This is a genomic window from Paraburkholderia agricolaris, assembly GCF_009455635.1.
GTDB classification, from domain to species: domain Bacteria; phylum Pseudomonadota; class Gammaproteobacteria; order Burkholderiales; family Burkholderiaceae; genus Paraburkholderia; species Paraburkholderia agricolaris.
In genome coordinates, this window is the sequence record NZ_QPER01000001.1 from 2119677 (window position 1) to 2146404 (window position 26728).

A 26728-nucleotide genomic window follows, 5' to 3' on the forward strand; every position below is an offset into this window, starting at 1 on the left:
CTGAAACTCGAGGCAGCAGGTCGTGGGCGCTGAAATGGGTGACGATGCGTGCAGAGTGAGGTCAGTCTAGAAATGCAAAAAGAACGCTTCAATTGGGACGCGGGAGGCGTTTTTAGGTAATGCGCCGGGGGCAACTAAAGAAATCTTCAGACGCGAATCCGGCGAACTGGTGTTATGTTCCATGCCATACGTGATCGAATTTTTCTGCCGTCCCGCCCGATGAATTTCCCCGCCGAAGAAGATTTCCACCGCCTGCTCGACGCGCTCACGCTGTGCGTGTTGCTGCACGACGCCGACACGAAGGCAATTGTCTGGGCCAATCGCGCGGCCTGCGAGGCGCTCGGCTTTACGCTCGAAGAACTGCTGCCGCTCAAGGCAAAAGACATGACCCGGCCGGTGCCGAAGTACCGGCGCGAGATCGGCGTCGGCGCCATGGACCGTGCGATTACCGAGGGCCCGCAGGTCTACGAGTGGTGCTACCGCTCGCGTAACGGGGCCGATATGTTGTCCGAGGCGATTGCCACCTACGTGCCGCTGCGTGAGCGAGCGGTGGTAATGGTGCAGTTCCGCGACATCAGCGTCGAGGACACGCTCAAGCAGACGCTGCGCCGCTACGAATCGCGGTTGCGGGAATTCATGCAGGATCTGAGCGAGGGCGTCGCCGTTCTGACACCCAGGGGCGAAGTGGAGTTCGTCAGCGAATCCGGACGGCGCGTGCTGGGTCTGGAAGAGGGCGCGCCAATGGGCGACGTGCTCGACTATTGCAGCGAGTCCGATCGCGACCGGCTGCTCGAACAGCTCGCCGGCGCGCCGCGTATTCAGCCTTCGGCGCCGCAGCGTTATCGCATCACGCGCCGCGACGGCACGCCCTGCTGGTTGCGCATCACATGCAGAAGAATCGAAATCGAAGACGACCTCAACGGCCGCCTGCTGCACTTTCGCGATATCACGGACGAAGTCGCCGTTGAAGAGGCGCGCCGTCACGAGGCCCGGCTGCTGGAATACGCGGGGCGCTACAACGCGATGGGAGAAATGGCAACCGCCATTGCACACGAGTTGAGTCAGCCGCTCGCCGCGGTACGTAATTTCATCGAAGGCGCGATCCGGCGGCTCGCCCAACCCGATTCCATCGACGACGCGTTGTGGGGCCTGCGTAGCGCCGATCGTGAGGCCGAGCACGCAGCGGTCATCATCAAAAGCGTGCGGGATTACATCGTCAAGCGGGAGTCGAGCGAGACGTATGCGGATTTGCGCGACATCGTCGCGGACGTCGCGTACTTCGTCGAATTGCGGGCGAGAGAGGCGGGCGTGACAGTCTCGATCGAGCAGGCGCCTGAAGCCTTGCCGGTGTACTGCGAGCGTGTGCTGATCGGCCAGGTGGTGCTGAATCTGGCGTTCAATGCGATCGAGGCGCTGACCCAATGCCCGGTGGAAGGCATTAATGCGGTCACACAGCGCCGTGAGTTGCGCCTTGTCACCAGCTTGCGGGGCAAGCTCGTGCTGGCGCAGGTGATCGACAACGGCCCTGGCGTGCCCGCCGACGCTCATGCCCGGCTGTTCGACGGTTTTTCTTCGTCGAAGGCGGGCGGCAATGGGATCGGTTTGTCGCTGTGCAAGAACATCGTCACGCGGCATGGCGGCGAAATCTGGGCCAAACCGGCGCGGCAAGGCGGCCTTCAATGCAGCTTTACGCTGCCGCTTGTCGTCGCGCCTCGCGGCTGATCGCATTTCAATCATGCGTCGTGTTGACGTGTTTCGGAATGGTCGCAAGGGTGATCGCGGTGATGAGGCCGAAGCCGATCAGCATCAACGCAACCGGCCACGGCGCATGCACCTTCGAATACAGCGCGATTGCGACCAGCGGCGCGAGTCCGCCGGAAAATACCGAAGCGATTTCGTGGCCCAGCGCCATGCCCGAATAGCGGACCTCGGTAGGAAAGAGTTCGCCCATCAATGCGGGCTGCGTGCCGATCATCGCGCCGTGGCAGAAGGGCAGGCCGAGCGCCAGCGACAGAAACACCAGCAGCGGTTCGTGCGTATCGATCAGCCAGAACGCCGGAAACGCAATCACGACGAGGCCGAGCGCGCCGATCATATACACCGGCCGGCGTCCGATCGCATCCGATAGTCTGCCCCACAGCACGATCGTGACGAGTTCGAGCAGCATGGCGATCATCACGCCGCCGAGCATCACCGAAACCGGCACGCCGATCGTCTTGCCGTACACCAGCACGAACGACAGGAAGATGTACGTGCCGCCGTTTTCGGCGACACGCAGCCCCATGGCCTGCACCACCTGCTTGGGGTGATTGCGCAGTACGGTCAGCATCGGCATGTGCTTCGGTTTCGCCGCGGTGAAGTCGCGGCTCTCCGGCAGACGCCGGCGAATATAGACACCGACGCCGAAGATCAGCACGCTCGCGAGAAACGGCACGCGCCAACCCCAGGACATGAAGCTCTCGACCGGCAAGCGCTGCACCAGATAGAACGCCGCTGCCGACAGCACGAAGCCGCCCGCCACGCCCAGTTGACTGAACGAGGCATAGTAGCCGCGGCGATTGGCCGGCGCGCTCTCGCTGATCAGCAGCACGCCGCCGCCCCATTCGCCGCCCGACGCGATGCCCTGGACGATCCGCAAACAGACGAGTGCGGCGGGCGCCAGAAAGCCGATCTGCGAGAAAGTCGGCAACAGACCGATGCCGAAGGTGGCCACGCCCATCATCATCAGCGTCACGACGAGCGCGCGTTTGCGGCCATGCCGGTCGCCGATGTGGCCGAACACGATGCCACCCAGCGGGCGCGCCACGAAGCCGATCGCGAAGCCGGCGAAGGCGGCGAGCGTGCCCATCAGCGGATCGCCGTGCAGCGGGAAGAACAGCGGCCCGAAGATCAGGGCCGCCGCCGTGCCGTACAGAAAGAAGTCATACCATTCGAGCGCGTTGCCGAGCACGGAGGCGACGATGATCCGCCGCAGGGTGCGCGAGGTGGCCGGCACCGCGGGCGCGACGGGCGAGCCGGCCGTGGGAGAAAACGTGTCGTTTGGCATCGTCGTGCTCGCTGGTATCGTCGTCAGTTACAACAGGAACCCGATGGCGCTGAGCGCCTCGGTCGAATCGATCAGGCGGATGACCTTCTGGGCGATACGCGGCTCGCCGCTCGCGAAACTGATACGGTGCGTGAGATCCGCTGCGAACAGGGTCGACTTGCCGCGCTTGTACGCGACGATGATTTGCGCCGAGCTCACCTCGACCTCGTCGCTCGTATCGCTCGTCAGCGTGAAACGCGAAACGGTGCGCACGGTGCGCGCGGCGTCGCTTGCCGAGGCCGAGTAGCCCGACATCATGCGTTGCACGCGTTTCTCGCGCATGTCCTGATCGTCGTAGGCATAGTTCAGCGTGGCGGCGAAGTCGGTGGTGGCGGGATCGATCGGCACCACATAGAAACCTGCCGGGTCCCACAGCGAAAGCCAGTCGCGATAGTCCTTGCGGTCGAGCAACTCGGCTTCGCGCCAGATCAGTTCGATCGCGCCGGCAAAGGTCTGCTGCGAGAACAGTGTGTTCTTCTGGTCCATCATGCTTGCTCCATCATCGTGCGCCATTGCGCATACGCTTCGCGCATGCCGGTTTCATCGGTGGCGTGCGCGGTCTTTTCGCCGTTCGGCGCGGTGCTTTCGCGATTCAGACCGCGGTTCACGAGGATCGGCAGATCGGGGCCGGCATGCGAGCCGCGCTGCACGCGTTCCCATGCTTCGGCGTCGTCCGGACTGCCGAAACCGAATGGGCCCTGGAAGTGTTCGTGAATGCGCAGGCGCACGCGGTTCGCTTCTTCGGGGCCGCCATCCATCGCCAGAGCCACGTGGCGAATTTCAGTTTCGTTCGCGGAAATGGGCCGCAGCACGCGAAAAAACGCCATCGACAGCGCGAGGTTCGGAAACAGATTCAGGTTGAAGCCGACCCCCATCAACGATCGTACGATGCGGCGCACTTCGTCGGGCGTGTGCTTTTTCGCGAGCGTGGCGGCGAGTTCCTCGAAACGTTCGGGAATCGGCGCGCCGTCGTCGCGGTCGAGATCGACGAGTTCCGGCACCAGCACGGCGAGACTATGGCCATTGCCGAGCGAGCGGCAAAATGCCTGGTCGCTCGTCATGAAACTCGTGATGGCGGCTGCCGTTTCGTCGTCGATCGATTTCATCCACGACTTGTGGACCACCGGGAAGTGATACAGGTCGGTGGTGTTTTCGAGCTGGATCTTCCAGTTGCCGTTAAAGCGGAAGCGATGTTCGCCGTTGGCCTTGATCGGATAACCCGCGCCTTGCTTCATGAACAGGTCGATCCATGGCTTCGCGCCGCCGAGAAAATCCTCGAGCGGTTCAATGTCCTGATTGAAGCTCGCGAAGATCAGACCTTGATAGATGCCCACGCGCAGGCTCGCCAGGGGCAACTCGGTCTTGTCGATCACGCCTTCATAGCCGTCGCCATAGGGCAGCGCGCGCAATGCGCCGTCGAGACCATAGCTCCAGCTGTGATACGGGCACGTGAAGCCTTTGGCGTTGCCCTTGTGCTGCTCGCACACCGTCGCGCCGCGATGGCGGCAGCGGTTTTGCAGCACATTGACGGCGCCGCTCTTGTCGCGCACCACGATCACCGGCTGACGGCCGATCGTGGTGGTGCGGAAGTCACCCGGATTCGGCAATTCGCTTTCATGCGCGACCCAGATCCACGTCTTGTAGAAAATACGCTCGAGCTCGGTTTCGAAAACCGCTGGATCGTAGTACAGCGAAGGGGCGACGCGGTCGGACTGCGCGCGCTGATACAAGGCGCTCGCATCGACGGTCTGATAGGAGGAATCGCTCATTGGAGTGGTATGTGGGTGGTCGATGAAGCAAAGTCTCGCTGAGCGAGTGATATGCGTCAAATTGATCTAAAATAAAATATAAGATCAATCTCATGGATATCTCGATGAATTCACTGGACCACGTCGACCTCAATCTGCTGCGCGTTTTCCAGGCGATCGTCGAGGAGCGCAGCCTTACGCGGGCCGGTCAGCGTCTTGCATTGTCGCAACCGGCGATCAGTTATTCATTGGGGCGCTTGCGGACCCTGTTCGACGATCCGCTGTTCATTCGCACTCGCGCCGGCATGCAGCCCACGCCGATCGCGCTCGAGCTGTCGGGCATCGTCGCGCGGGCGCTGGATACGGTGCGTGAAGCGCTCCGCTACGCGGAGCATTTCGATCCGGCGGTGAGCACGCGCACGTTTCGCTTGTCGCTATCCGATGCAGGGGAGTTGGCGTACCTGCCGCCGATCTGCGAAGCCTTGCATCGTCAGGCGCCGCGCGTGAAATTGCGCATCGAACCGTTGCCCGTAGAAGAAATTGAAGATGCATTGCGCGGCAGCCGGCTCGATTTTGCAATCGGCAATCTGCCGGCGCTGACCGCGCGCACGCGTCATCAACCGTTATTCGAAGAGACTTATGTGTGCATGACGCGCAAGCGGCGCGGCTTGCCGCGTGCGAAAGAGCTGGACATGAAGGCGTTTCTGGATGCATCGCACGTGCAGATCACGTCGGTTGAACACAGCCACTATGCGCTCGACGACGCGTTTCGCGCGCAAGGCGTGGGCCGGCATATTGCACTGGAGTTGCCGCATTTCGTGGCCTTGCCGAGCGTGCTTGCCGTGACCGATCTGTTCGCCACGCTGCCGCGGCGTCTCGCCCAGATTTTCAATCGGGACGGCGGCTTTCAGCTTTACGAATTGCCTGTCACGTTGCCAATGGCGGCTGTCACCATGCACTGGCATGAGCATTTCGATCAGGACGAAGGCAACGTATGGTTGCGCAATCTGATGGGCGATATCGTGCGGCGTTTCGACGAACGTTGAGCGTCTCGGGACAATCCCTGGGCCGGCATCGAAACAACATGGCATACAATGTTTGCATTGGAAGGCGAGAAATTGCCATAAACACCTGATGAAACGCCAACATTGCATACAATGTTAGAAGCCTCAGCCAGCCGGTTTTCCGGTGAAGACGTCTACGCCACGCTGAAAAAGGCGCTGGGCGACAGTCAGTACGCACCGGGCGAATACCTGCGCGAAGCCCAGATCGCGAAATCGATGGGGGTGAGCCGCACGCCGGTGCGCGAAGCACTGCAACGCCTCGCTTCCGAAGGCTGGCTGGAGATCAAGCCGAACTACGGCGCCCGCGTGAAGCACTGGTCGACCCGCGACGTCGAGGAGATTTTCGAGGCGCGGCTGCTGGTCGAGCCGTATCTGGCGGGGCGCGCTGCGCTGCGCATTACGGCGGAGGACATCGGCACGCTCGTCGAGCTGGCCGAGCGGATGAGTGTCATCGCGACGCTCGAGGCAACCCCCGAGACCACCGAACAATGGTTTGCCGCGAACGGCACCTTTCACGCCATCGTGACGGCAGCGGCCGGCAATGTGCGGCTGGACAACGCGCTCAAGTCGATGAAAGAGATGCCCCTGATCAAGTGGACGTACGACACGTATGGCGCCGCCGACCGCAGGCGCAGTGCCCGTCAGCACGTCGAGATCGTCGAGGCGCTTGAACAGCGCAACCAGGCACTGGCCGAGGCCATCACACGCTGCCACATTCTTGCGGCAGAGCAATCGGTACAAGAGAAGATGAAGGCAAAGATGAAATAGCGGCAACCTGCGTCGCAAATCAGCGGCCACGACTGAGCGACGCCGACAATCAACGACATTGGAGACAGGAATGATGACGACGGTGAGCGCTGGCGCAAGACTGGACCGGCTTCCCATATCCCGCTTTCATCGCCGCATTCTGTGGCTGATCGGCGGCGGGATGTTTCTCGATTCATTCGACATTTACCTCGCCGGTGGCGTGCTGGGAGCACTGACCCGCAGCGGCTGGTCGACCATGCAGCTCAACGCGACCTTCCTGTCGTCGACCTTCATCGGCATGCTGCTTGGCGCGCTGACGGCAGGCCTGCTCGGCGACGCCAAAGGCCGCAAGTTTACCTACCAGTTCAATCTGCTGATCTTCGGCCTCGCCTCGATTGCCGGCGCGCTCGCACCCAATATGACCTCGCTGATCGTCTGCCGCTTCTTCATGGGCCTCGGTCTCGGCGCGGAGATCGTTGTGGGCTATGGCTCGGTCGGCGAGTTCATTCCGCCCGCCGTACGCGGTAAATGGTCCGCCTATCTTTCGCTGATCACGAATTCGGCCCTGTTTTTCTCTACATTTATCGGATTCCTGATCATTCCTTCGGTCGGCTGGCGCGCCATGTTCGGGATCGTCGGCGTCGGCGCGCTGATCATCTGGGTGATTCGCAAGAAGATGCCGGAGTCGCCGCGCTGGCTCGAATCGAAGGGTCGCTACGAGGAGGCCGACGCGCTCCTCATCGCGATCGAAACGGAGATCGTGCGCGATCTGCCGGGGGGCGCGTTGCCACCGGTCGCCGAATCGAAGCCCGCCGCCACGCAGGTCACCACGCTACTGAACCTGTTCCAGCGTCCTCTGTTTCATCGCATGTTCCTGTCGATCTGCGTGCAGGTGGCGATCAATATCGTGATCTACGGCTTCATCGTCTGGGTGCCGACCTTCCTGATGAAGCAGGGCATCGGCGTCGCATCGTCGCTCGGCTACACGGCGTTGATGTCGCTGGGCGGCCCGGCGGGCGCGCTCGTTGGCGTGCTGATCGCGGACCGGGTCGGGCGCAAGAACGGCCTGATCGGTGTCGCCACGCTGGCAGCCGTCATCGGCTGGTTGTACGGACACTCGAGCAGCGTGCAGATGGCCACGCTACTGGGCTTCATTCTGTTCACGCTGACCTATCTGATGGTCGCGCTCGGTATCGCCACCTATATTCCGGAATTATTCGCGACGGAAAATCGCATGCGCGCCAACGGCGTGGCCGGTTGCTCCGGGCGCCTCGCGGGTATCGTCGCGCCGCAGGTGGTCGTGCTGATGTATGCCACCGGCGGCATCAAGGACGTGCTCTCCGTAATTGTCGGCGCGCTCGCCGTGCTCGTGGTGGTACTGGTCGCGTTTGGCATTGAAACCAATCAACGTTCGCTGGAAGACATCGCACCGGAAACGGATGCGCCCCCGCTCGCAACCGGGCACGAGATGCCCGGCAAACAACATCTTTAGCCGCTTCTGGACATCAAGGAATTCGCCATGATTCGCAATAATGCCCGTCTCAATCTCAGGGCCCGCCTGTCGCAGCCGGAAATCGTGGTCGCGCCCGGCGTCTTCGACATGATCTCGGTGCGTCTCGCCGACAGCATGAAGTTCGATTGCCTGTACATGACCGGCTATGGCACGGTGGCGTCCTATCTGGGCGTGCCCGACGCGGGTCTCGCCACCTACACCGACATGCTCAATCGTGTCACCGCGTTCTGCGCGGCCAGCGACACGCCGATCATTTGCGATGGCGATACCGGTTACGGCGGCTTGCTCAACGTAGCCAACACCGTGCGCGGTTACGAAGGCGCGGGTGCGGCCGGTATCCAGCTCGAAGACCAGGAGTTTCCGAAGAAGTGCGGGCACACGCCGGGACGTCGCGTGATTGCCACCGAAGACATGGTCAGGAAGATCAAGGTCGCGGTCGAGGCGCGCGTCGACCCGGACTTCCAGATTGTCGCCCGCACGGATGCGCGGACCAGCCTCGGTCTCGATGAGGCATTGCGGCGCGGCGAAGCCTACGTCCGTGCCGGCGCCGACATCCTCTTCATCGAATCGCCGGAGACGCAGGAAGAACTCGAGAAGATCGGCCAGGCGTTCGACAGGCCCCTGCTCGTCAATATCGTGGAAGGAGGCCGCACGCCGCAATTGACACCCGCGGAACTGCAAGCGCTGGGGTTCTCGCTGGCGATCTATCCGGCGTCGGGTTTCCTCGCGGTGACGCATGCGCTGGAGCAGGTCTACACCCGGATTCAGGCGCTCAAGGGCACCAGCGGGGAGGCCGACGCAATGTATTCATTCGCGAAGATGTGCGACCTGATGGGCTTCCCGGCCGTGTGGGAGTTCGACCGGCAGCATGCCGACTGAGGCTTCAGGCTCGTTTGAACAGCTCCCGCGCGAGCGAACACAACAAGGTCGTGGTCGGCGACTCGTCCTGCAGTCGCCGGCTCATGATGATCGGCGACGCGATATTGGCTGCCGGCACCGGCCGGTACACCACGCCATGGGCGCGCAGCCCCTCCACGCTTTCCGGCACCAGACACACGCCGACTTGCGCCGCGACCAGACCTAGCGCGGTTTGCAATTCCCTCACTTCATGAACGGCCCTGGGCTCCAGTGCGTGATCGTGCATTGCCGATAGCTGCTGGTCCGCATAACTCGGCCGTGGCGTGCTCGGATAGACGATCAGCGTTTCCTGTGCGAGCGCCGCGAGCGTCAGCGGTTTCTTCTGACGTGCGAGCGGATGGTCTTGCGGCAGCGCGGCAATCATCCGCTCTTCGACCAGCACCTCGCGCGCCAGTTGTGCGTCGTCGAAACGCAAGCGGCCGAAGCCGACGTCGATACGGCCGCCTTTGAGGGCGCCGAGTTGTTCGATTGTGAACATTTCGATCAGCGACAGCTCGATATGCGGCGCGGCCTCGCGAAACGCACGGATCACCGCGGGCAGCGCGCCATACAGCGTGGACGGCACAAAGCCGATCACGATGCGCTCGGCCAGTTGCGCGAGGCGCCGGGTGAGCGGCGCGAGTTCGTCTGCTTCATCGACGAGGCGCCTCGCCTGCGTATAGAAAATCCGGCCGGCTTCGGTCAGACGCAGCGGTCGTGAACCGCGTTCGAACAGCGCGAGGCCCACGCTTTCCTCGATCTGCTGGATCTGGCGGCTGAGCGGCGGTTGCGTCATATGCAGGCGGTTAGCGGCCCGCGTGATGTTCATTTCTTCGGCGACCGCGATGAAATAGCGGAGCTGGCGAAGTTCCATGCATACCTCTAAGGTATGGAAGTAGTCGGAATCGGTGTTGGACTGCTTCGCGGGTTATTTCTACTATGGTGCTCTCAGGAAAGCAGTTCAGGAGGGCAAGGAATGATAGCAACACCCGTGAAGATCGAGAGCGTGGAGACGATTCTCGTCGACGTACCGACGATTCGTCCGCACCGGCTGTCGGTCGCGACGATGAACTGCCAGACGCTCGTGCTGGTGCGCATTCGCTGCGCCGACGGCGTGGTCGGCGTAGGCGAGGGCACGACCATCGGCGGGCTCGCCTACGGTGAAGAAAGCCCGGAAAGTATCAAGGTCAACATCGATACGTATTTCGCACCGCTGCTCAAAGGCCTCGACGCGACCCGTCCAGGCGCGGCGATGGCCACACTGCGCGGCTTGTTTCAGGGCAACCGCTTTGCCCGGTCGGCGGTTGAAACCGCTTTGTTCGATGCCCAGGCGCAGCGCCTCGGCGTGCCTTTGTCGGAGCTGTTCGGCGGGCGCATCCGCGATTCGGTGGACGTGGCGTGGACCCTCGCGAGCGGTGACACGACCCGCGATATCGACGAAGCCGAGCGCGTTTTCGAGGCGAAGCGGCATCGCGTGTTCAAGCTGAAGATCGGTTCGCAAGCGTTGGCCGACGACGTGGCGCACGTTGTGGCCATTCAGAAGGCGCTGCAAGGGCGCGGTGAAGTGCGGGTCGACGTGAACCAGGCATGGACCGAGTCCGAGGCGATCTGGGCCGGCAAACGCTTCGCCGATGCAGGCGTTGCGCTGATCGAGCAGCCGATTGCCGCGGAGAATCGCGCGGGTCTCAAACGTCTGACGGATCTCGCTCAGGTGCCGATCATGGCGGACGAAGCCTTGCATGGGCCGGCCGATGCCTTCGCACTGGCGAGCGCGCGTGCCGCCGATGTGTTCGCCGTGAAGATCGCCCAATCGGGCGGCCTGAGCGGCGCCGCGAATGTGGCGGCGATTGCGCTCGCCGCGAATATCGACCTGTACGGCGGCACGATGCTCGAAGGCGCGGTGGGCACGATCGCCTCGGCGCAACTCTTCAGCACCTTCGGCGAATTGAAGTGGGGCACCGAACTGTTCGGACCGTTGCTGCTGACCGAAGAGATTCTCACTGAACCGCTGCGTTACGAGAATTTTGTTTTGCATCTTCCACAAGGACCGGGGCTGGGCATCACGCTCGACTGGGACAAGATCGACCGCTTACGGCGCGATACGCGCAAGGGCGCAAGCATCACCACGAACTGACGGTTCATTCGCTAACCGCCAAGAACATCAAACGAAGGAGATACCCCATGAACAAGCAAGCCATCGACGCGCTGCTGCAGAAAATCAACGACAGCGCCATTAGTGAAGGCAATCCGCGCACGAAGCAGATCGTCAACCGCATCATCAAGGATCTGTTCTATACGATTGAAGACCTCGACGTGCAGCCGGACGAGTTCTGGACCGCGCTGAATTATCTCGGCGACGCGGGCAGGAGCGGCGAGCTCGGTCTGTTGGCCGCCGGTCTCGGCTTCGAGCATTTTCTCGATCTGCGCATAGACGAAGCCGAAGCGAAGGCCGGCATCGAAGGCGGCACGCCGCGCACCATCGAAGGACCGTTGTATGTAGCGGGCGCGCCGGTTTCCGACGGCCACGCGCGGCTCGACGACGGCACCGATCCGGGGCAGACGCTGGTGATGCGCGGCCGCGTGTTCGGCGAAGACGGCAAGCCGCTCGCGAATGCGCTGGTTGAGGTGTGGCACGCGAATCACCTCGGCAACTACTCGTACTTCGACAAGTCGCAGCCGGCCTTCAATCTGCGCCGCTCGATTCGCACCGATGCCGAAGGCAGGTACAGCTTCCGCAGCGTGGTGCCGGTAGGTTACTCGGTGCCGCCGCAAGGGCAGACGCAATTGCTGCTCGATCAGTTGGGCCGTCATGGGCATCGTCCGGCGCATATCCACTTCTTCGTTTCGGCGCCTGGTTGCCGCAAGCTGACCACTCAGATCAACATCGACGGCGATCCGTATCTGTGGGACGACTTTGCGTTTGCCACACGCGACGGGCTCGTGCCCGCCGTCAGGCAGGCCGAGGGCGCGGAAGGCAAACCGTACGGCGTGGACGGCAAGTTCGCGCTGATCGATTTCGACTTCACGCTGTTCAAGGAGCGCGACAATCTGCCGGGCGCGGAAGTGGAGCGCGTGCGCGCCGAAGCCTGAGATAAGAAAAGGAGAACAAGCATGCTGTTTCACGTAGAGATGACCGTCAATCTGCCGTCCGATATGGACGCGGAGCGCGCCGCCCGTTTGAAGTCCGATGAGAAAGCGATCTCGCAGAAGCTGCAGCAGGAGGGCGTGTGGCGGCACTTGTGGCGTATCGCCGGGCGCTACGCGAATATCAGCGTGTTCGACGTGGAAAGCCCCGCGCATCTGCATGACGTGCTGAGCCAGTTGCCGCTGTTTCCGTATATGGACGTCGAGGTGCGCGCGCTGTGCCGGCATGCTTCGTCGATCCACGACGACGACCGCTAAAGGCGTAAGAACGCCGATGCTGCGAAGGCGGCACCGGCTTGCTTTAAAGATTGAAGATCACCTCTTAAAGATCGAGCACCAGCAGTGGCGAAGCAGCGCGCGAGACACAGCAGCAGATCACCTTGCCGCTCGCGCGTTCGGCTTTACTCAGGCAATGATCGCGATGCTCGGGTGTGCCGCTCACCACATCGACCATGCAGGTGCCGCAGACGCCTTCGCCGCATGACGTATCCACTTCAATGCCGATCGACGCAAGCGCCGCGACGATCGTCGTGTGCTTATCCACATGGACCGTTTCGCCGCTGCTGGCAATGCGCACGTCGAATGAATCCAGCGTGTTCGATTCGTCGCCAGCCGCAGCAGCCGGTTCGGCGGCAAAACGCTCCAGGTGAATCGCATCGGCGGCAACGTGCTGTTCGGCTATTGCCACCACCCGTTCCATGAAGGGCGCGGGACCACAGGTATAGAGGTGCGAGCCGTCGCGCGCATTGGCGACGCAACCGGCTAGCGCTGCGTCGAGTTGTTCCCGCTCGACGCCGAAATGAAGCCGCACGAAATCACTGAACGGCGCGCGCGAGAGCAAGGGCAAGAACGCCGCATGCTCCGCGCTGCGCGCGAAATAATGCAGCACGAAGCGCTGTTCCTGCTTGAGCAGGCGGTACGCCATGCTCAGGAGCGGCGTCACACCGATACCCGCAGCAATCAGAATGTGTTCGGTGGCGCCGGGCGCGAGCTGGAACAGATTGCGCGGCGCGCCGATCGTCAGTTCGCAGCCGACCGTCACGTCCTCATGCAGCGAGAGCGAGCCGCCGCGCGACGCTTCTTCACGCTTGACCGCAAACAGGTGTGTTTCGCGATGGTCGGGGTCGCCGCACAGAGAATATTGCCGCGTGACGCCCGAGGGGCCGGTGACGTCGATATGCGCGCCGGGTTCGTAGCGCTCGAACGGTTGTCCGTCCAGACGCGATACGCTGAACGAGCGCACGCCGTGCGCTTCGTCACGCACGCTGTCGACGCGTACGCTGAAGGTGGTTCTTTCCATGATCTTGGCGGCCAGCTGAGCAAAAAGGGCAGAGAGGGGCAGAGCGGACGCCACATGCAATGCGCGGCGTCCGGTTGTGCATCAAGGATAAGAAACCGCCGACAATCAGGCAAATCGATTAAAAATCGGTTATAGAATAAATGCAGCTGATAATACGGGGTGCTCATCGCCCCTTGTTATTCCCACCTGCGTCATTCCCACCTGCGTCATTCCCACATCCCGGCCAGGTGCCGCACCAGCGCTTTTTCCGGCCGTTTCAGCGCATTCAGGTCGCGCATGCAAATCAGCAACTGGCGTGTGGCCCAACTGTCCGTCAGTTCGATCGTGCGAATACCCGGCGTGCCGCGATAGCGCTTCGCGGCGGTGGCCGGCACGATGGCGATGCCCGCGCCCTGTTCGACCATGCAGCAGACGCTTTCGAAGGTTCGCATGTGAGCGCGAACGCTGAGCGGTTGCCCGGCAAGCAGCGAACGTTCGCCAAGGTACACGTGCAACGCGCTGCTCGTGCTCAAGCCAATGAATTCACGCTCGGCCACTTCTGCGAGCGTCACGCGGCGGCGTGCGCCCAGCGGGTCGTCACGGCTGGTGATCAGCACGAGTTTGTCGATGGCGAAGGGCAGCGTCTGCAATGTGCCATGCTCGACGGCATCCGAGATGATGCCGATTTCCGCCGCGCCGGCCAGCACCGCCTTGATGGTTTCGCTACTTTGCCGCTCCTTCAGATCGATCTGTACGTTGGGGTGATCGCGTAGGAACAGGCCGACCGCGGACGGCAAGAACTCGGTGATCGCGGCAGTATTGGTCCACAAGCGGATGCAGGCTTTGCGCCCGGCCTGATGTTCACCGAGCTCGCCCTCCATCCGGTCGATCTGGCCGAGCACGAGCCGTGCATGATGCGCGAGCGTATCGCCGGTTGCCGTCGACTCTACGCCGCGCCGGCCGCGCTCCAGCAACGGCACGCCCAGGGCTTCTTCCATACCGCGCAAACGTGCGCTGGCCGAAGGCAGCGACATGTTCGCGCGGGCCGCGCCATGCGTGATGCTGCCGGTTTCGAGAATGTGGAGAAAAAGGCGGAGGTCGATCAGGTCGAAGCGCATGGGGTGAGATTGGATCGGGTGTTGTTATCGTGGCTGGGTTTGAGTTTGAACTTGAGTCTCAGCCTAAGCTTCAGCCTTAGTTATAGCCTAAGTCACAGTACGTATCTTACGCATTGTGAGCAGCGCCGCGGCAACCGAAAATCCGGACATGACATTCATAACAACGTCCCGATGATCTCTTCCTTTGCTATGCGCGCGAGTGTAGTTGCCGCGACCTTTGTGGTGGCCGGCTTCGTCAAGGGCGTGACCGGCATGGGCCTGCCGACTGTCGCGATGGGCGTGCTCGGCACGCTGATGCTGCCGGCGCAGGCTGCCGCGATGCTGTTGCTGCCGTCGTTCGTGACGAACGTCTGGCAACTGTTCGCGGGGCCCAGCGTGCAGGCCCTGATCAAGCGCCTGTGGCTGATGATGGCGGGCATTGTCGTGGGTACGCTTGCTGCAGCGCCGTTCATTGCCGGCGGCGGTGGTGCATGGGCCGTGGCCGGCTTGGGCGCAGCGTTGACGCTCTACGCCGCGGCCGGGTTGCTGGCGTGGCGCTTCTCGGTGCCGGCGCGGCACGAGCGCTGGTTGTCGCCCGCTGTCGGCGTGGTCACCGGGGCGATCACGGGAGGCACGGGCGTATTCGTCGTGCCGGCGGTGCCTTACCTTCAGGGGCTGACGTTAAAGAAAGAGGATCTGGTTCAGGCGCTCGGCCTGTCCTTCACCGTGTCCACCATCGCGCTCGCCATCGGGCTCGCACGCGAGCATGCATTTGCGATCGACGAGCTGGGCGAATCGCTGTGCGCCGTGGTGCCGGCACTGCTGGGAATGTGGATCGGGCAGCGGGTGCGTGGGCACATTAGTCCGGCGACTTTCCGGCGCTGGTTCTTCATTTGCCTGCTCGGTTTGGGCATTCAACTGTTGGTGCGCGCATTCATTTGATCCGGACGTGGCGACGGTGAACCAGGGAGGGATGCATCATGTGGCCGACTATTCTGGATACGCTGGGCGCTTTGGCCGTGCTGGCCAGTGTGGCCGCGCAGATCGCGTTCATCCGCAAAACGCGGCAAGCGGCGAGCCGTGAGGCTCGTCCCCAGTCAACGCGGCGCAAGCCGCTCAGGTAGCGCGTAGCGTTGCATCGTGCGCTCCATGCCGTCGAGAAAGGCCTGCTCGGCGGCGTTCATCTTGCGCGCGCGCAGCCATAGCAGATCGATATCGACGTCGACCAATCCCTCTTCGGGCGGCAGACGCCACAGGCGTTGTTGCGCGAGATCGTCGCGCACGATGTGCTCGGGCAGGCAGCCGATGCCGTATCCGGCGAAGATCAGCCGACGCACTTCGTCGAGGCTCGGAGAGGCCGCCACGATGCGTCCGGTGAAGCCGCGCTGATCGCGGAACACCGTGAGCGGCGAGAGGCTGTCGCCGATCTGGTCGCTGGTGAACGACACGAAGTTTTCCGCCAGCAACTGATCGACCGACAGCGCATGCCGCCCGAACAGCCGATGATGCCGCCCGCAATAAAGCGCATAGCGTTGCCGCAGAAAGCAGCGCTGCTCGAGTTTGTCGACGGGCGTCCGGCATAGACCGAGACCGGCCGTGGCCGTTTTTTGCAGCAACGACGAGATGATGTCCGACGAGCGCATGACTTCGATCTGCAAATCCACGCGCGGGTAGGTCTTGTGGAATTCCGCGAGGAATTCGTCGTAGACGCCGGAGTCGATCCGGCTCACCGTCAGAAGCCGGATCGACCCGGTGATGTCGTCGCTGCGATCGTCGAGTTCGGTTTCGAGCCGCGACATGTGGCCGTAAATATCGCTGGCGATCCGGTACACCTCCTCGCCGGCGCGGGTCGGTTCGAAGTGCGGGCCGCGGCGCTGGATCAGGTTGCGCCCAAGCGTATCTTCGAGCCGTTTGAGCGCCTGGCTGACCGCGGGCTGGGTCAGATGCAAGCGGGCTGCGGCACGGCTGACGCTGCGCTCCTGCATGATCACGAGGAACGTGCGCAGCAGGTTCCAGTCGAGCCGGTCATTCAAAAAGCGCGTGACGTCCGCGCGCAACTGAGTCATAAAATCTCCTCCGGCATTAGCTGAATTTATAGTTGAGATAATAAGCCGAAATTTGACTAATGTTTTATGGCTAGCGATAAAACCCCTCGTAAGATGCCCTGATGTCAGGCATCGCGACTGAGGAGCCGCCATGAACGCTTCACCCCCCGCCACCCGCCAGCCCGTGCGCGCGGCAACCGCCGCTTTCATCGGCACGATGATCGAGTGGTATGACTTCTACATCTACGCCACGGCCGCCGCGCTGGTGTTCGGCGAGTTGTACTTCCCCTCGCACGATCCGTTTGTCAGCACGATGGCGTCGTTTGCGACCTTTGCGGTCGGCTTCTTTGCACGGCCGCTGGGCGGTGTGATCTTCGGCCACCTGGGCGATCGCATCGGCCGCAAGAAGGCGCTGATGACCACGCTGATGATGATGGGTGTCGCCACCGTGTGCGTCGGCTTGCTGCCGGCTTATGCGAAGGTCGGTGTGCTCGCGCCCGTGCTGCTGGTGCTGCTGCGCGTGGTGCAAGGTATCGCCGTGGGCGGCGAGTGGGGCGGCGCTGTGCTGATGGCCGGTGAACATGCACCGCAAGGGCGGCGCACCTTCTTCGCTTCGTTCGCGCAACTGGGCAGCCCGGCCGGATTGATTCTCTCGTTGATCGCCTTTCGCGCCGTGACGTCGATGCCGCACGACGACTTCATCGCCTATGGCTGGCGGCTGCCGTTTCTGGCGAGCGCGGTGTTGCTCGCGGTCGGCATCTTTATCCGTATGGGGGTGAACGAGTCGCCGGAATTCCAGCGCGAGAAAGACGCGAAGCGCACCGTCGAGTTGCCGATTGCCGAAGTGTTCCGTTCTTCCGGCGCGCTCGTTGCGCTGTGCATTGGCGCGAACACGATCGGTATTGCGGGCGTGTACTTCACCAACACGTTCATGATTTCGTACACCACGCAAAACATCGGCGTGTCGAAATTGCTGATTCTCGATTGCCTGTTCGCGGTCGCCATCATCCAGTTTCTGGCACAACCACTCGCCGCGTGGCTCGCGGAAAAGTTCGGCGGGGCGCGTTTCCTGAAGTTGGCCGCGTTTGCCGCGATGCTGTCGCCGTATCCGATGTTCACGCTCGTGCAGAGCGGCAGCCGGCTCTCGATGATTGTCGGCATCGCGCTGGCGGTGGTGTGCATGGCGAGCTTCTATTCGGTGATCGCAGGTTTTGTCAGCGGCGTGTTTCCGGTGCGCGTGCGTTACTCCGCAATTTCGCTTTCATACCAGGTGTGCGGCGCGATTGCCGGTGGCCTGACGCCGCTGGCGGGAACATGGCTCGCCCATAAATTCGCCGGACAATGGTGGCCGCTCGCGGTGTTTTACACCTGCCTCGCGGGCATCTCGTTGTCGTGCATCGTCGCACTGGATGCGCTGAAACACCGTCGTGCCGATGCACCCGAAGCGCTGCCGGCACGCTGAATCACCGTGAAATCAAAGCGCTTGCCGGCGCGTGCGACGATCGCCGCACCGGCTTGCGTCTGAAGCCAAGGACCTGGACCATGCAGACTTTTTTTCATCCGGCGCAGTTGAAGCACCATCCGCGCAGCTATCTGTCGCGCGGTCAGATGCGCACGCCGCAGGAAGTGCCCGAACGTGCGTTGCGACTCGCCGAAGCGGTGAAGAAGCTCGGCTTCGACGTGCGCGAGCCGGCGGATTTCGGCGCTGCGCCGCTCGCCGCGGTGCACGGGATGAACTACCTGCGCTTTCTCGAAGAAGCGCACCGCGAGTGGAAGAAGATTCCCGCGGAATGGGGCGACGAGGTGATGTCGAACGTGTACATCCGCGAGAATAATCCCTTGCGCGGCGTGCTCGCGCAAGCGGCCCGCTATCTCGCCGACGGCAGTTGCCCGATCGGTGCGGATACTTACGAATCGGCCTACTGGTCCGCACAAAGCGCGCTGGCCGGCGCGCAGGCGATTCTCGACGGCGCGGGTGAGGCCTATGCGTTATGCCGCCCGCCGGGCCATCATGCGCGCGCCGAAGCGGCAGGCGGTTTCTGCTATCTGAACAACGCCGCCGTTGCAGCGCAAGCGCTGCGGCAAAAGTATCGGCGCGTGGCGATTCTCGATACGGACATGCATCACGGCCAGGGCATTCAGGAGATCTTCTACGGCCGCGACGACGTGCTGTACGTGTCGATCCACGGCGACCCGACGAATTTCTATCCCGTGGTGGCGGGTTTCGAAGACGAGCGCGGTACGGAACGAGGCGAGGGCTACAACGTCAATCTGCCGATGCCGCACGGTTCGTCGGAAGCGGTGTTCTTCGAGCAACTCGACGCCGCGCTGCGGGTAGTCAGCCGCTTTCAGCCGGACGTGCTGGTCGTGGCATTGGGCTTCGACATCTATAAAGACGATCCGCAAGCGATGGTTGCGGTGACGACCGAGGGTTTCGGCGAACTCGGCGGCCGGCTCGGCGCGCTGAAACTGCCGACGCTGATCGTGCAGGAAGGCGGATATCACGTCGAGACGCTCGAGGCGAACGCGCAATCATTCTTCGGTGGCTTTACGTCGAAGCGGTGAAGTGAGCGGGCGGGGTCCGCTCGGTGTTCAGAACACGGGGCCGGAACCCTGCTGCCGGTTCGGATTGTTCGGCTCATCCGACGTATCTATTCGTCTTCAGCCGCTTTATCCCTTTGGCTTGTGTGCCTACATTGGCTTCAGTGACAGCGCCACTGCATTTTGCAGCTTCATCGACGCCAGCGCCGCGAATCTTCGCGACGTCGCGTCGGCGCGAACTCCATCCAAAGGACACACGATCATGAGCAAGCTCACAGGTAAGGTTGCGGTTGTAACGGGCGCGTCGAAAGGCATCGGCGCCGCGATTGCGAAGGCATTGGCGGCGCAGGGCGCCTCGGTGGTGGTGAATTACGCGTCCAGCCAGGCGGGTGCGGACAAGGTGGTCGCCGCCATCACCGCGGCGGGCGGCAAGGCGGTGGCCGTGGCCGGCGACGTGTCCAAGGCAGCCGACGCGCAAGGCATCGTGGAAGCAGCGGTCGAAACGTACGGCCGCCTCGACATTCTCGTGAACAACTCCGGCGTGTATGAGATGGCGCTGATCGAGGAAATCACGGAAGCGCACTTCCATAAGCAGTTCGATGTGAACGTACTGGGTCTGCTGCTGGTCACGCAAGCGGCGGTGAAGCATCTGGGCGAGGGCGGCAGCATTGTGAATGTCAGTTCGGTCGTGAGCCGCATCACGCCGCCGGGCAGCGTGGTCTATACCGCCACCAAGGGCGCGGTGGACGCCATCACCGGCGTGCTCGCGCGTGAACTCGGCCCACGCAAGATTCGCGTCAACTCCGTGAATCCCGGCATGGTGGAAACGGAAGGCGCGCATAGCGCCGGCTTTATCGGCTCGGACTTCGAGGCTTGGGCAGTCAGCACGACACCGCTTGGCCGAATCGGTCAGCCTGACGATATTGCGGACGTGGCTGTGTTCCTTTCCTCCGACGACTCGCGCTGGCTGACCGGCGAAAGCCTGATCGCAAGCGGCGGTTCGCGCTAATGAGGGGGCCGCCGGATCATATCAATCCGGCGGCTTACCGGTTTATTGCGCCGCCACGGCGGCGCCTGTTAATTCCACCGCAAACAACGCGTCCAGCAGATTCGACCCCGGCCGCCCGGCGAGCCGCGTGAGCGATTCGGTCATTCGCACCTGGCAATCCTGGAGCGGAATCATCCTGATGCGCCGCGATTCGTTGAATTCGGCGCGCGCGATCACGCCCACCCCCACGCCTTGCGCGACCGCTTCTTCCAGCGCTTCGCGGCCGTCCACATACATCACCGGTTCGACCTGCAACGATCCGCGCACCAGTTCGATCTCCAGCAACTGCTGCGTGACCGATTGCGGCTCGCGAAAAATCATCGGCTGTTGCACGAGTTCCGCGTAGCTCAGCCGGCGTTTCTTCGCCACCGGATAGCTGGCCGGCACCATTGCCACCAGCGGATCGCGCCGCAGCACGCGCGACTCGAGCCGGCTATGCACCTGCGGCGCGGCGGTAATGGCGGCGTCGACCGCGCTCGACAACACGCGCTGCATGCAGTCCGCGGCATTGGCGATCGAGAGCGTCACGACGATTCCCGGATGCAGCTTGCGAAACGCGCCGATCAGCGCGACCGCCAGGTCGGGTGCGTCCGCCGCCAGCGAGAGTGAACCGGATTCGAGGCCGCCCGCCGATTCGAGTAGTTGCCGCGCTTCGCGCTCGCACCCGAGCATCTGCCGCGTGACGCTGAAAAGACGCAGGCCGAGTTCGGTGGTTTCGACGCCACGCGGGCCGCGCTCGAACAGTTTGACGCCGTAGTCCTGCTCGAGGCGCTTCACGTGATCCGATACCGCCGGCTGCGTGAGTGACAGCGCCTGCGCCGCTTTCGAAAACCCGCCATGTTCCGCGACCGCATGAAACGCCCGCAATTGCGCGTATTGCACGTCTGCCTCGCCGGGATAAGTTTTTACGATATCAACATCAATTATATCGATTTTACCAATGGGTGCGCTTTATGTACTGTGTCACGCATCGAAATAGCGATATCGGAGATTCCGAACATGGAAAGCGCGATCGACAACTTACCGGCAGTGACCACCATGCCCTCAGCCGCAACCTGCGCCGCGCCGGCACTGGGCGAGCCGTATCTGCTGACGCCGGGACCGTTGACCACGGCGTTCTCGACCAAACAGGCCATGCTGCGCGACTGGGGCTCGTGGGACGGCGATTTCCGCGCCATGACCGCCGAACTGCGTCGCAGCCTGCTGGAGATTGCGGGCGACACCGCGGGCGAGTACGACTGTGTGCCGCTCCAGGGCAGCGGCAGTTACTGCGTCGAAGCGATGCTCGGCAGCCTGATTCCACGCGACGGCCACGCCCTCGTGCTGGCCAACGGTGCTTACGGCAAGCGCATTGCGACCACGCTGGGGTATCTCGGCCGTGCCTGCACGGTGCTCGACAAGGGCGACTATCTGCCGCCGCGCGGCGCTGAAGTCGAAAGCATGCTGGCCGCCGATCCGCGTATTACGCACGTGGTCGCGGTGCATTGTGAAACCAGCTCGGGCATTCTCAATCCGATCGAAGAAATCGCCGCCGCCACCGCGAAGCAGGGCCGCAAGCTGCTTATCGATTCGATGAGCGCATTCGGCGCGGTGCCGCTCGACGTGAAGCGGATTGCGTGCGAGGCCTTCGTGTCGTCGGCGAACAAATGCATCGAAGGCGTGCCCGGTTTCGGTTTCGTGATCGCTCGCAAGCGCACGTTGCAGGAAGCGAAGGGCCGCAGTCATTCGCTCTCGCTCGACGTGTACGACCAGTGGGACGTGATGAACCGCACCGGCCAATGGCGCTTTACGCCGCCGACGCATACCGTGGCCGCGTTCATCGAGGCATTGCGTCTGCACAAGCTCGAAGGCGGCCAGGCCGGACGTCTCGCGCGTTATGCCAGCAACCGCGACGTGCTGGTCGCGGGCATGCGCGAACTCGGTTTCGAACCGCTCCTGAACGCGCGCTGGCGCTCGCCGATCATCGTGACGTTTTTCTCGCCGGCGCATGCGTCGTTCAAATTCGAGCGCTTCTATGAGTTGATGAAGGAGCAGGGTTTCATCATCTATCCGGGCAAGCTGACGGTGGTGGACAGCTTCCGCATCGGCTGCATCGGTCAGGTGGATGAGCGCGTGATGCGCCGCGTGGTGCGGGCCTGCGCGCAGTCGTTGCAGGCGATGGGCGTCGATCACGCCGCGCCGCCGGCGATGGCGATCGAGGAGCGCAAGACGCTGGCCGAAGCGGCATGAAGGGTCTGGGCCGCGCGAGCGGCCTTGAGCTGCCACAGCGCGAGTTTTGTCGAGAGTAGTTTTTTTGCCGACTTTTCAAAGGCGTACTGTTGCGAGACAGTACGCTTTTTTGTTTTGGAAAGGGTCAGCGCGACCTGACCCAAACTGCCCAGGCTTTGCCAGGCTTCGCCCCAATCAATAACAACCCGGACCGATATGTCGAAAACCACGGCGGTCGATACGCTCGCATGGCACATTCACGCGCGCTCGCTACGCTATTTCGATGCGATTCGCCGCGCCGGCTCGATCCGTGAAGCCGCGCGCCAATTGCACGTGGCCTCGTCGGCGGTGAACCGGCAGTTGCTGAAGCTCGAGGCGGAAGTGGGCACGCCGCTGTTCGAACGGCTGCCGGCCGGCCTGGCGTTGACGGCCGCGGGCGAGGTGTTCGCGCGGCATGTGATTACCGTGTTGCAGGATGCGCGACGCTTCGAAAGCGAACTCGACGCGCTGCGCGGCATCCGTCGCGGCGAGATCGGCATCGTGACGGTCGAGGGGCTCAACTCGAGTTTTCTGCCGGACCTGGTCGAACGGATGCTGACGCGCTATCCGGCAATCCGTTTCCAGGTGCATACCGCCGGTTCGGCATCGATTGCCCGCACGATTCTCGATGGCGATGCCGACCTTGGCCTCGCGTTCTCGCTGCCGCGCACGGACGATTTGCAGCAACTCGCCGTCGGGCGTTTTCAGCTCGGCGCAATCGTCGCCGTCGATCATCCGCTCGCCGGCGAAACAACCGTCACGTTCGCGCAGTGCGCGCGCTATCCACTCATTCTCGGCAACGCGCAATTGTCGATCAGCGGCTTGCTCGAACCGCTGATCCGCCATTACGCCAAACCGCTGCAAACGGTGCTCGAAAGCGATTCGATCGAACTGATGCGGCGCATGGCGGCCCGCGGGCGCGGCGTGGGGTTTCAGACGCGCCTCGGGCTGGAGCGCGATCTCGCCGAGGGCACGCTCGTGCATATTCCACTGCGCACGCCGCGCGCGCTGGTCTCCGAACTGGGCGCCTACGCCCGTGCCGGGCGCACCTTGACGCCGGCTCTGGACGCGTTCGTGCGGCTGCTGGCCGAGGCGATCGCCGCTCGGGAAGACGACGAACCGTCCGTCTGACGGCGCGTGCCTCGGGTTCGACTCGCGGGACAGAGCATCACGCCGTGCATGCCATGAGCCGATCCATGAGCTGATCCATGAGCGGAAGGCTGACGTCGGTGCTGATGCCGAAACGGCATCGGCATGCACTTTTTTATGCGCTTTTTTGACCGCCTGCCGCGACCTACACTCGGTCGAAACGGGTTCAAGGGAGCCGCAATGTCCGAAGTGCTATCAGCCAAAGCGGTGCCGCACACGAGCCTGCCCGTCATCGACGTGGCCGGGCTCGAATCGGCCGATCCGCTGCAACGCGCGGCAGTGGGCGCGGCGCTCCACGCCGCCTGCATCGATAAGGGCTTCTTCTACATCGCTCGTCACGGCATCGAGCCGGCGCTAATCGACGCCGCGCGTGCGGAGGCCGAGCGCTTTTTCGCACTCAGTGACGCCTTGAAGCGCGAGGTCGACAAGGCGCAGTCGTTCTGCAACCGCGGCTACGAGCCGTTACGCGGCCAGGTGCTGGAAGCAGGCACGCCGCCCGATCTGAAGGAAGGCTTTTACATCGGCAATGAACTGCCGCTCGATCATCCGCGTGTCGTGGCGCGCGCTTTCAACTGCGGACCGAACCAGTGGCCGCGGCAGTTGCCCGCTTTTCGCCCGGCCATGGAGGCTTATTTCGCCGCGCTGTTCGATCTGTCGACGCGCTTGACGCGCGGCCTCGCTTTGTCGCTGGATTTGCCGGAAGACCATTTCGACGCGTTTTGCGACGAAGCGATGGGCACGCTGCGACTGTTGCACTATCCGCCACAACCGGCCCAGGCGTTGCCTGAGCAGAAGGGCTGTGGCGCGCATACCGACTTTGGCTGCCTGACGCTGCTGTGGCAGGACGGCAACGGCGGTTTGCAGGTGCAGGACAGCGACGGCGGCTGGATTCACGTGCCGCCGCTGCCGGGCACCTTCGTCGTCAATCTGGGCGACCTGATCGCGCGCTGGACCAACGACCGTTATCGCTCGACGTTGCATCGCGTGGTGAATGCGTCGGGCCGCGAACGTTACTCGATGCCGTTTTTCTTTACCGGGCGCCCGGACTATGTGGTGACCTGTTTGCCGGGCTGCGCGCTAGAGGGCGAAGCGCCGAAATATCCCCCCATCACCGTCACAGGCCATCTCGAGGCGTGCTACCGGAGAACCTACGGATGACGCCCGCACGCACGCCGGCAGCAGGCATGCTGCTGATTCACGGCGCCTGGCAGGGCAGTTGGGCGTGGGACGCCTGGTTGCCGGAACTCGCGGCGCGCGGGTGGCGGGCCCGCACTGTCGACCTGCCGGGTAACGGCGCAAATCCTGCACGGGATGCGGGCCTCGAAGTCTCGCTGCAAATCTATGTCGATGCGCTGACCGAAGCGCTCGCGGCGTTCGACGCTCCGGTCGTCGTGGTTGCGCATAGTGGCGCGGGCGTGCCGGCCTCGCAACTGGCCGAGGTGCTGCCCGAGCGGATCGCGTGCCTCGTCTACGTCGCGGGGATGATGCTGCCTTCGGGCATGGGTTACGCGGAGCTCGTCGACGCCAGCGCGGCCGAGGTGCCGAATGCCGGCGGTATCGCGCCGTATCTGCAATGGCGCGACGAGGGTTCGTCCTCCGTCGTGCCACCTGAGGCAGCGCTTGAAATCTTCCTGCACGATTGTCCGCCGGAAGCGGCGCGGCAAGCCGCCGCGAAACTCACGCCTCAGCAGGAAAGCGGCCGCGCGCTCGTCACGACGCTGAGCGCTGCGCGTTTTGGCAGCGTGCCGCGCATTTACGTCGAAGCGCTGCGCGACCGTTCCGTGCTGTTGCCCCTGCAACGCAAGATGCAGGCGCTGGTGCCCGGCGCGATCGTGCGCTCGATCGACTGCGGGCACGTGCCGCAACTGGCGCGGCCGGCCGAACTGGCGGCGCTGGTGTGCGACACGCTGGGCGGGATCGGTATCGCGCCTTCTTCTCCTGCTGCCTGTTCGGCCGCTCCGGCCAGCGCTGCCGCCAGTCCCCATTCGTTCACCACCGGAACCTCGTCATGACCCGACCCAATCGCCTCGGCCGCTTGCTCCTTGCCGGCAGCGCGGCTTCGCTCGTTGCGCTCGCTACCCTGAGCACCCACGCATTTGCCGCCACCGGCGCGCCGCTCGACGTCTCCATCGTCTACCTCGGTAATCCGGGCGATGCCGGTTGGACCCACGCGCACGACCTCGGCATTAGCGCCGCGCAGAAGCAGTTTGGCGACCAGATCAAGGTGACGCGCGTCGACGACGTCCCCGAAAACGCCGACGCCGCCCGCGTGTTCCGCGACCGCGCGGCGAAGGGCGACAAGATCGTGATCGGCACATCGTTCGGTTATATGGATTCGATGATGAAAGTCGCGCGCGACTATCCCGATACGGTGTTTCTGCATTGCTCCGGCTACAAGAGCGCGCCGAACCTCGGCAACTTCAACGGCAAGGTGTATGAGTCGGCGTATCTGGCCGGGGTTGTCGCCGGGTACGTATCGAAGTCGCATGTGCTCGGTTTCGTCGGCTCGGTGCCGATTCCGGAAGTGGTGCGCAATATCGATGCGTTCGCGCTCGGCGCGCGTTCGGTCGCGCCGCAAACAGTCGTGAAGGTCGTGTGGATCAGCAGTTGGTTCGATCCGGGCAAGGAGCGCCAGGCGGCGGAAACGCTGGTCGGACTCGGCGCCGACGTGCTGATGCAGAACACCGATTCCACCGCGACGATGGCTGTGGCCGAACAGCACAAGGTCCACGCATTCGGCTGGGATTCGGATATGAGCCGCTGGGGTCCGCATGCGCATCTGGGTTCGGTCGCATACGACTGGGGTATCTACTACAGCAAAGTGATCGACGAAGTGCGCCGTGGCACGTGGACTAACAAGCCGGTCTATTGGGGAGTCAAGGAAGGCATCACCGATCTGGTGAACGTGAATACCGCGGCGGTGCCGGCGGATGCGCAGCGTGCGCTTGCCGAGAAACGCGCCGCGCTGGTCGCCGGCCGCCTCGATCCGTTCGCCGGGCCGCTGAAGGACCAGAGCGGCAAGTTGCGTGTGGCTGCCGGCGCCACGCTGTCCGCGGACGAGACGAACCGGATAAACTGGTTCGTCGACGGTGTGCAGGGCAGCGTCGCGCAATGACGGAGCAAG

General features: G+C 63.1%; 27 protein-coding genes. 18 read left to right on the forward strand and 9 right to left on the reverse strand.

Going from position 1 to position 26728, the window contains the following annotated elements; genetic code table 11:
- The first annotated feature begins 219 nt into the window (after nt 1–219).
- Nucleotides 220–1722: a PAS domain-containing sensor histidine kinase gene (locus GH665_RS09545; RefSeq protein WP_153135648.1), complete on the forward strand. Its 1503-nt coding sequence runs from the start codon at nt 220–222 to the stop codon at nt 1720–1722.
- 7 nt (nt 1723–1729) lie between these two features.
- Here the strand turns inward: GH665_RS09545 and GH665_RS09550 are convergent, their stop codons facing one another.
- The 3 genes from GH665_RS09550 to GH665_RS09560 are packed head-to-tail and all read right to left on the reverse strand — an operon-like array spanning nt 1730 to nt 4854.
- Nucleotides 1730–3046, reverse strand: a complete 1317-nt coding sequence (locus tag GH665_RS09550) for an MFS transporter (RefSeq protein ID WP_153135649.1) — start codon at nt 3044–3046, stop codon at nt 1730–1732.
- Nucleotides 3047–3073: 27 nt separating this feature from the next.
- Nucleotides 3074–3574, reverse strand: a complete 501-nt coding sequence (locus GH665_RS09555; RefSeq protein ID WP_153135650.1) for an aromatic-ring-hydroxylating dioxygenase subunit beta — start codon at nt 3572–3574, stop codon at nt 3074–3076.
- Nucleotides 3571–4854 (reverse strand): aromatic ring-hydroxylating oxygenase subunit alpha, encoded by a 1284-nt coding sequence (locus GH665_RS09560; RefSeq protein ID WP_153135651.1) that lies wholly within the window; start codon nt 4852–4854, stop codon nt 3571–3573. Before GH665_RS09560 ends, GH665_RS09555 begins: the two co-directional genes overlap by 4 nt.
- Nucleotides 4855–4958: 104 nt before the next feature.
- Here GH665_RS09560 and GH665_RS09565 point away from each other — a divergent pair, with 104 nt between their 5' ends.
- From GH665_RS09565 to GH665_RS09580, 4 genes are all read left to right on the forward strand, one after another.
- Complete coding sequence (locus GH665_RS09565; RefSeq protein WP_153135652.1) at nt 4959–5879, forward strand: LysR family transcriptional regulator; 921 nt, start codon at nt 4959–4961, stop codon at nt 5877–5879.
- Nucleotides 5880–5990: 111 nt separating this feature from the next.
- The gene (locus tag GH665_RS09570) at nt 5991–6665 is read left to right on the forward strand and encodes a GntR family transcriptional regulator (protein WP_153135653.1); all 675 of its coding nucleotides are present in this window, start codon (nt 5991–5993) and stop codon (nt 6663–6665) included.
- Between the two features lie 70 nt (nt 6666–6735).
- A complete protein-coding gene (locus GH665_RS09575) occupies nt 6736–8136 on the forward strand; it encodes an MFS transporter (protein ID WP_153135654.1) in 1401 nt (466 codons plus the stop codon).
- A gap of 27 nt (nt 8137–8163) precedes the next feature.
- Nucleotides 8164–9036 carry an isocitrate lyase/PEP mutase family protein gene (locus GH665_RS09580; protein WP_153135655.1) on the forward strand — a complete coding sequence of 291 codons (873 nt, stop codon included), beginning with the start codon at nt 8164–8166 and terminating at the stop codon, nt 9034–9036.
- A gap of 4 nt (nt 9037–9040) precedes the next feature.
- On the opposite strand, the gene GH665_RS09585 is transcribed toward GH665_RS09580, so the two are convergent.
- A complete protein-coding gene (locus GH665_RS09585; RefSeq protein WP_153135656.1) occupies nt 9041–9928 on the reverse strand; it encodes a LysR family transcriptional regulator in 888 nt (295 codons plus the stop codon).
- A 102-nt stretch (nt 9929–10030) separates the two neighbouring features.
- Between GH665_RS09585 and catB2 the strand changes: the two genes are divergently transcribed.
- The 3 genes from catB2 to catC are packed head-to-tail and all read left to right on the forward strand — an operon-like array spanning nt 10031 to nt 12456.
- Complete coding sequence (gene catB2, locus GH665_RS09590) at nt 10031–11188, forward strand: muconate cycloisomerase CatB2 (RefSeq protein WP_153135657.1); 1158 nt, start codon at nt 10031–10033, stop codon at nt 11186–11188.
- Nucleotides 11189–11235: 47 nt separating this feature from the next.
- Nucleotides 11236–12144 (forward strand): catechol 1,2-dioxygenase, encoded by a 909-nt coding sequence (gene catA / locus GH665_RS09595; RefSeq protein ID WP_153135658.1) that lies wholly within the window; start codon nt 11236–11238, stop codon nt 12142–12144.
- Between the two features lie 21 nt (nt 12145–12165).
- Nucleotides 12166–12456 carry a muconolactone Delta-isomerase gene (gene catC, locus GH665_RS09600; RefSeq protein WP_153135659.1) on the forward strand — a complete coding sequence of 97 codons (291 nt, stop codon included), beginning with the start codon at nt 12166–12168 and terminating at the stop codon, nt 12454–12456.
- A 64-nt stretch (nt 12457–12520) separates the two neighbouring features.
- Here the strand turns inward: catC and GH665_RS09605 are convergent, their stop codons facing one another.
- Nucleotides 12521–13498: a PDR/VanB family oxidoreductase gene (locus tag GH665_RS09605; RefSeq protein WP_153135660.1), complete on the reverse strand. Its 978-nt coding sequence runs from the start codon at nt 13496–13498 to the stop codon at nt 12521–12523.
- Nucleotides 13499–13704: 206 nt separating this feature from the next.
- The gene (locus GH665_RS09610) at nt 13705–14595 is read right to left on the reverse strand and encodes a LysR family transcriptional regulator (RefSeq protein ID WP_153135661.1); all 891 of its coding nucleotides are present in this window, start codon (nt 14593–14595) and stop codon (nt 13705–13707) included.
- 171 nt (nt 14596–14766) lie between these two features.
- Here GH665_RS09610 and GH665_RS09615 point away from each other — a divergent pair, with 171 nt between their 5' ends.
- Both GH665_RS09615 and GH665_RS09620 read left to right on the forward strand, forming a co-directional pair.
- On the forward strand, nt 14767–15516 hold the full coding sequence (locus GH665_RS09615; protein ID WP_246216179.1) for a sulfite exporter TauE/SafE family protein: 750 nt from the start codon (nt 14767–14769) through the stop codon (nt 15514–15516).
- A 38-nt stretch (nt 15517–15554) separates the two neighbouring features.
- The gene (locus GH665_RS09620; RefSeq protein WP_153135662.1) at nt 15555–15698 is read left to right on the forward strand and encodes a hypothetical protein; all 144 of its coding nucleotides are present in this window, start codon (nt 15555–15557) and stop codon (nt 15696–15698) included.
- Here GH665_RS09620 and GH665_RS09625 read toward each other — a convergent pair.
- Nucleotides 15672–16631: a LysR family transcriptional regulator gene (locus GH665_RS09625; protein ID WP_028198674.1), complete on the reverse strand. Its 960-nt coding sequence runs from the start codon at nt 16629–16631 to the stop codon at nt 15672–15674. The two genes, GH665_RS09620 and GH665_RS09625, sit on opposite strands and share 27 nt — an antisense overlap.
- A 139-nt stretch (nt 16632–16770) precedes the next feature.
- Between GH665_RS09625 and GH665_RS09630 the strand changes: the two genes are divergently transcribed.
- From GH665_RS09630 to GH665_RS09640, 3 genes are all read left to right on the forward strand, one after another.
- The gene (locus tag GH665_RS09630; protein ID WP_153135663.1) at nt 16771–18081 is read left to right on the forward strand and encodes an MFS transporter; all 1311 of its coding nucleotides are present in this window, start codon (nt 16771–16773) and stop codon (nt 18079–18081) included.
- 80 nt (nt 18082–18161) lie between these two features.
- A complete protein-coding gene (locus GH665_RS09635; RefSeq protein WP_153135664.1) occupies nt 18162–19184 on the forward strand; it encodes a histone deacetylase family protein in 1023 nt (340 codons plus the stop codon).
- 238 nt (nt 19185–19422) lie between these two features.
- Nucleotides 19423–20169 (forward strand): glucose 1-dehydrogenase, encoded by a 747-nt coding sequence (locus GH665_RS09640; RefSeq protein ID WP_153135665.1) that lies wholly within the window; start codon nt 19423–19425, stop codon nt 20167–20169.
- Nucleotides 20170–20211: 42 nt separating this feature from the next.
- On the opposite strand, the gene GH665_RS09645 is transcribed toward GH665_RS09640, so the two are convergent.
- Nucleotides 20212–21090 carry a LysR substrate-binding domain-containing protein gene (locus GH665_RS09645; RefSeq protein ID WP_153135666.1) on the reverse strand — a complete coding sequence of 293 codons (879 nt, stop codon included), beginning with the start codon at nt 21088–21090 and terminating at the stop codon, nt 20212–20214.
- Between the two features lie 117 nt (nt 21091–21207).
- Here GH665_RS09645 and GH665_RS09650 point away from each other — a divergent pair, with 117 nt between their 5' ends.
- Complete coding sequence (locus GH665_RS09650) at nt 21208–22437, forward strand: 2-aminoethylphosphonate--pyruvate transaminase (protein WP_153135667.1); 1230 nt, start codon at nt 21208–21210, stop codon at nt 22435–22437.
- On the opposite strand, the gene GH665_RS09655 is transcribed toward GH665_RS09650, so the two are convergent.
- A complete protein-coding gene (locus GH665_RS09655) occupies nt 22377–22646 on the reverse strand; it encodes a hypothetical protein (RefSeq protein WP_153135668.1) in 270 nt (89 codons plus the stop codon). The genes GH665_RS09650 and GH665_RS09655 overlap by 61 nt on opposite strands.
- Here GH665_RS09655 and GH665_RS09660 point away from each other — a divergent pair.
- The 4 genes from GH665_RS09660 (at nt 22633) to GH665_RS09675 (ending at nt 26719) form a co-directional block, all read left to right on the forward strand.
- A complete protein-coding gene (locus tag GH665_RS09660; RefSeq protein ID WP_153135669.1) occupies nt 22633–23586 on the forward strand; it encodes a LysR family transcriptional regulator in 954 nt (317 codons plus the stop codon). The genes GH665_RS09655 and GH665_RS09660 overlap by 14 nt on opposite strands.
- A gap of 198 nt (nt 23587–23784) precedes the next feature.
- Entirely contained in the window at nt 23785–24762 is a 978-nt protein-coding gene (locus GH665_RS09665) for an isopenicillin N synthase family dioxygenase (protein WP_153135670.1), read from the forward strand.
- Nucleotides 24759–25616 carry an alpha/beta fold hydrolase gene (locus tag GH665_RS09670; protein ID WP_153135671.1) on the forward strand — a complete coding sequence of 286 codons (858 nt, stop codon included), beginning with the start codon at nt 24759–24761 and terminating at the stop codon, nt 25614–25616. The genes GH665_RS09665 and GH665_RS09670 overlap by 4 nt, the downstream gene beginning before the upstream one ends.
- The gene (locus GH665_RS09675) at nt 25613–26719 is read left to right on the forward strand and encodes a BMP family ABC transporter substrate-binding protein (protein WP_153135672.1); all 1107 of its coding nucleotides are present in this window, start codon (nt 25613–25615) and stop codon (nt 26717–26719) included. Before GH665_RS09670 ends, GH665_RS09675 begins: the two co-directional genes overlap by 4 nt.
- Nucleotides 26720–26728: the final 9 nt, after the last annotated feature.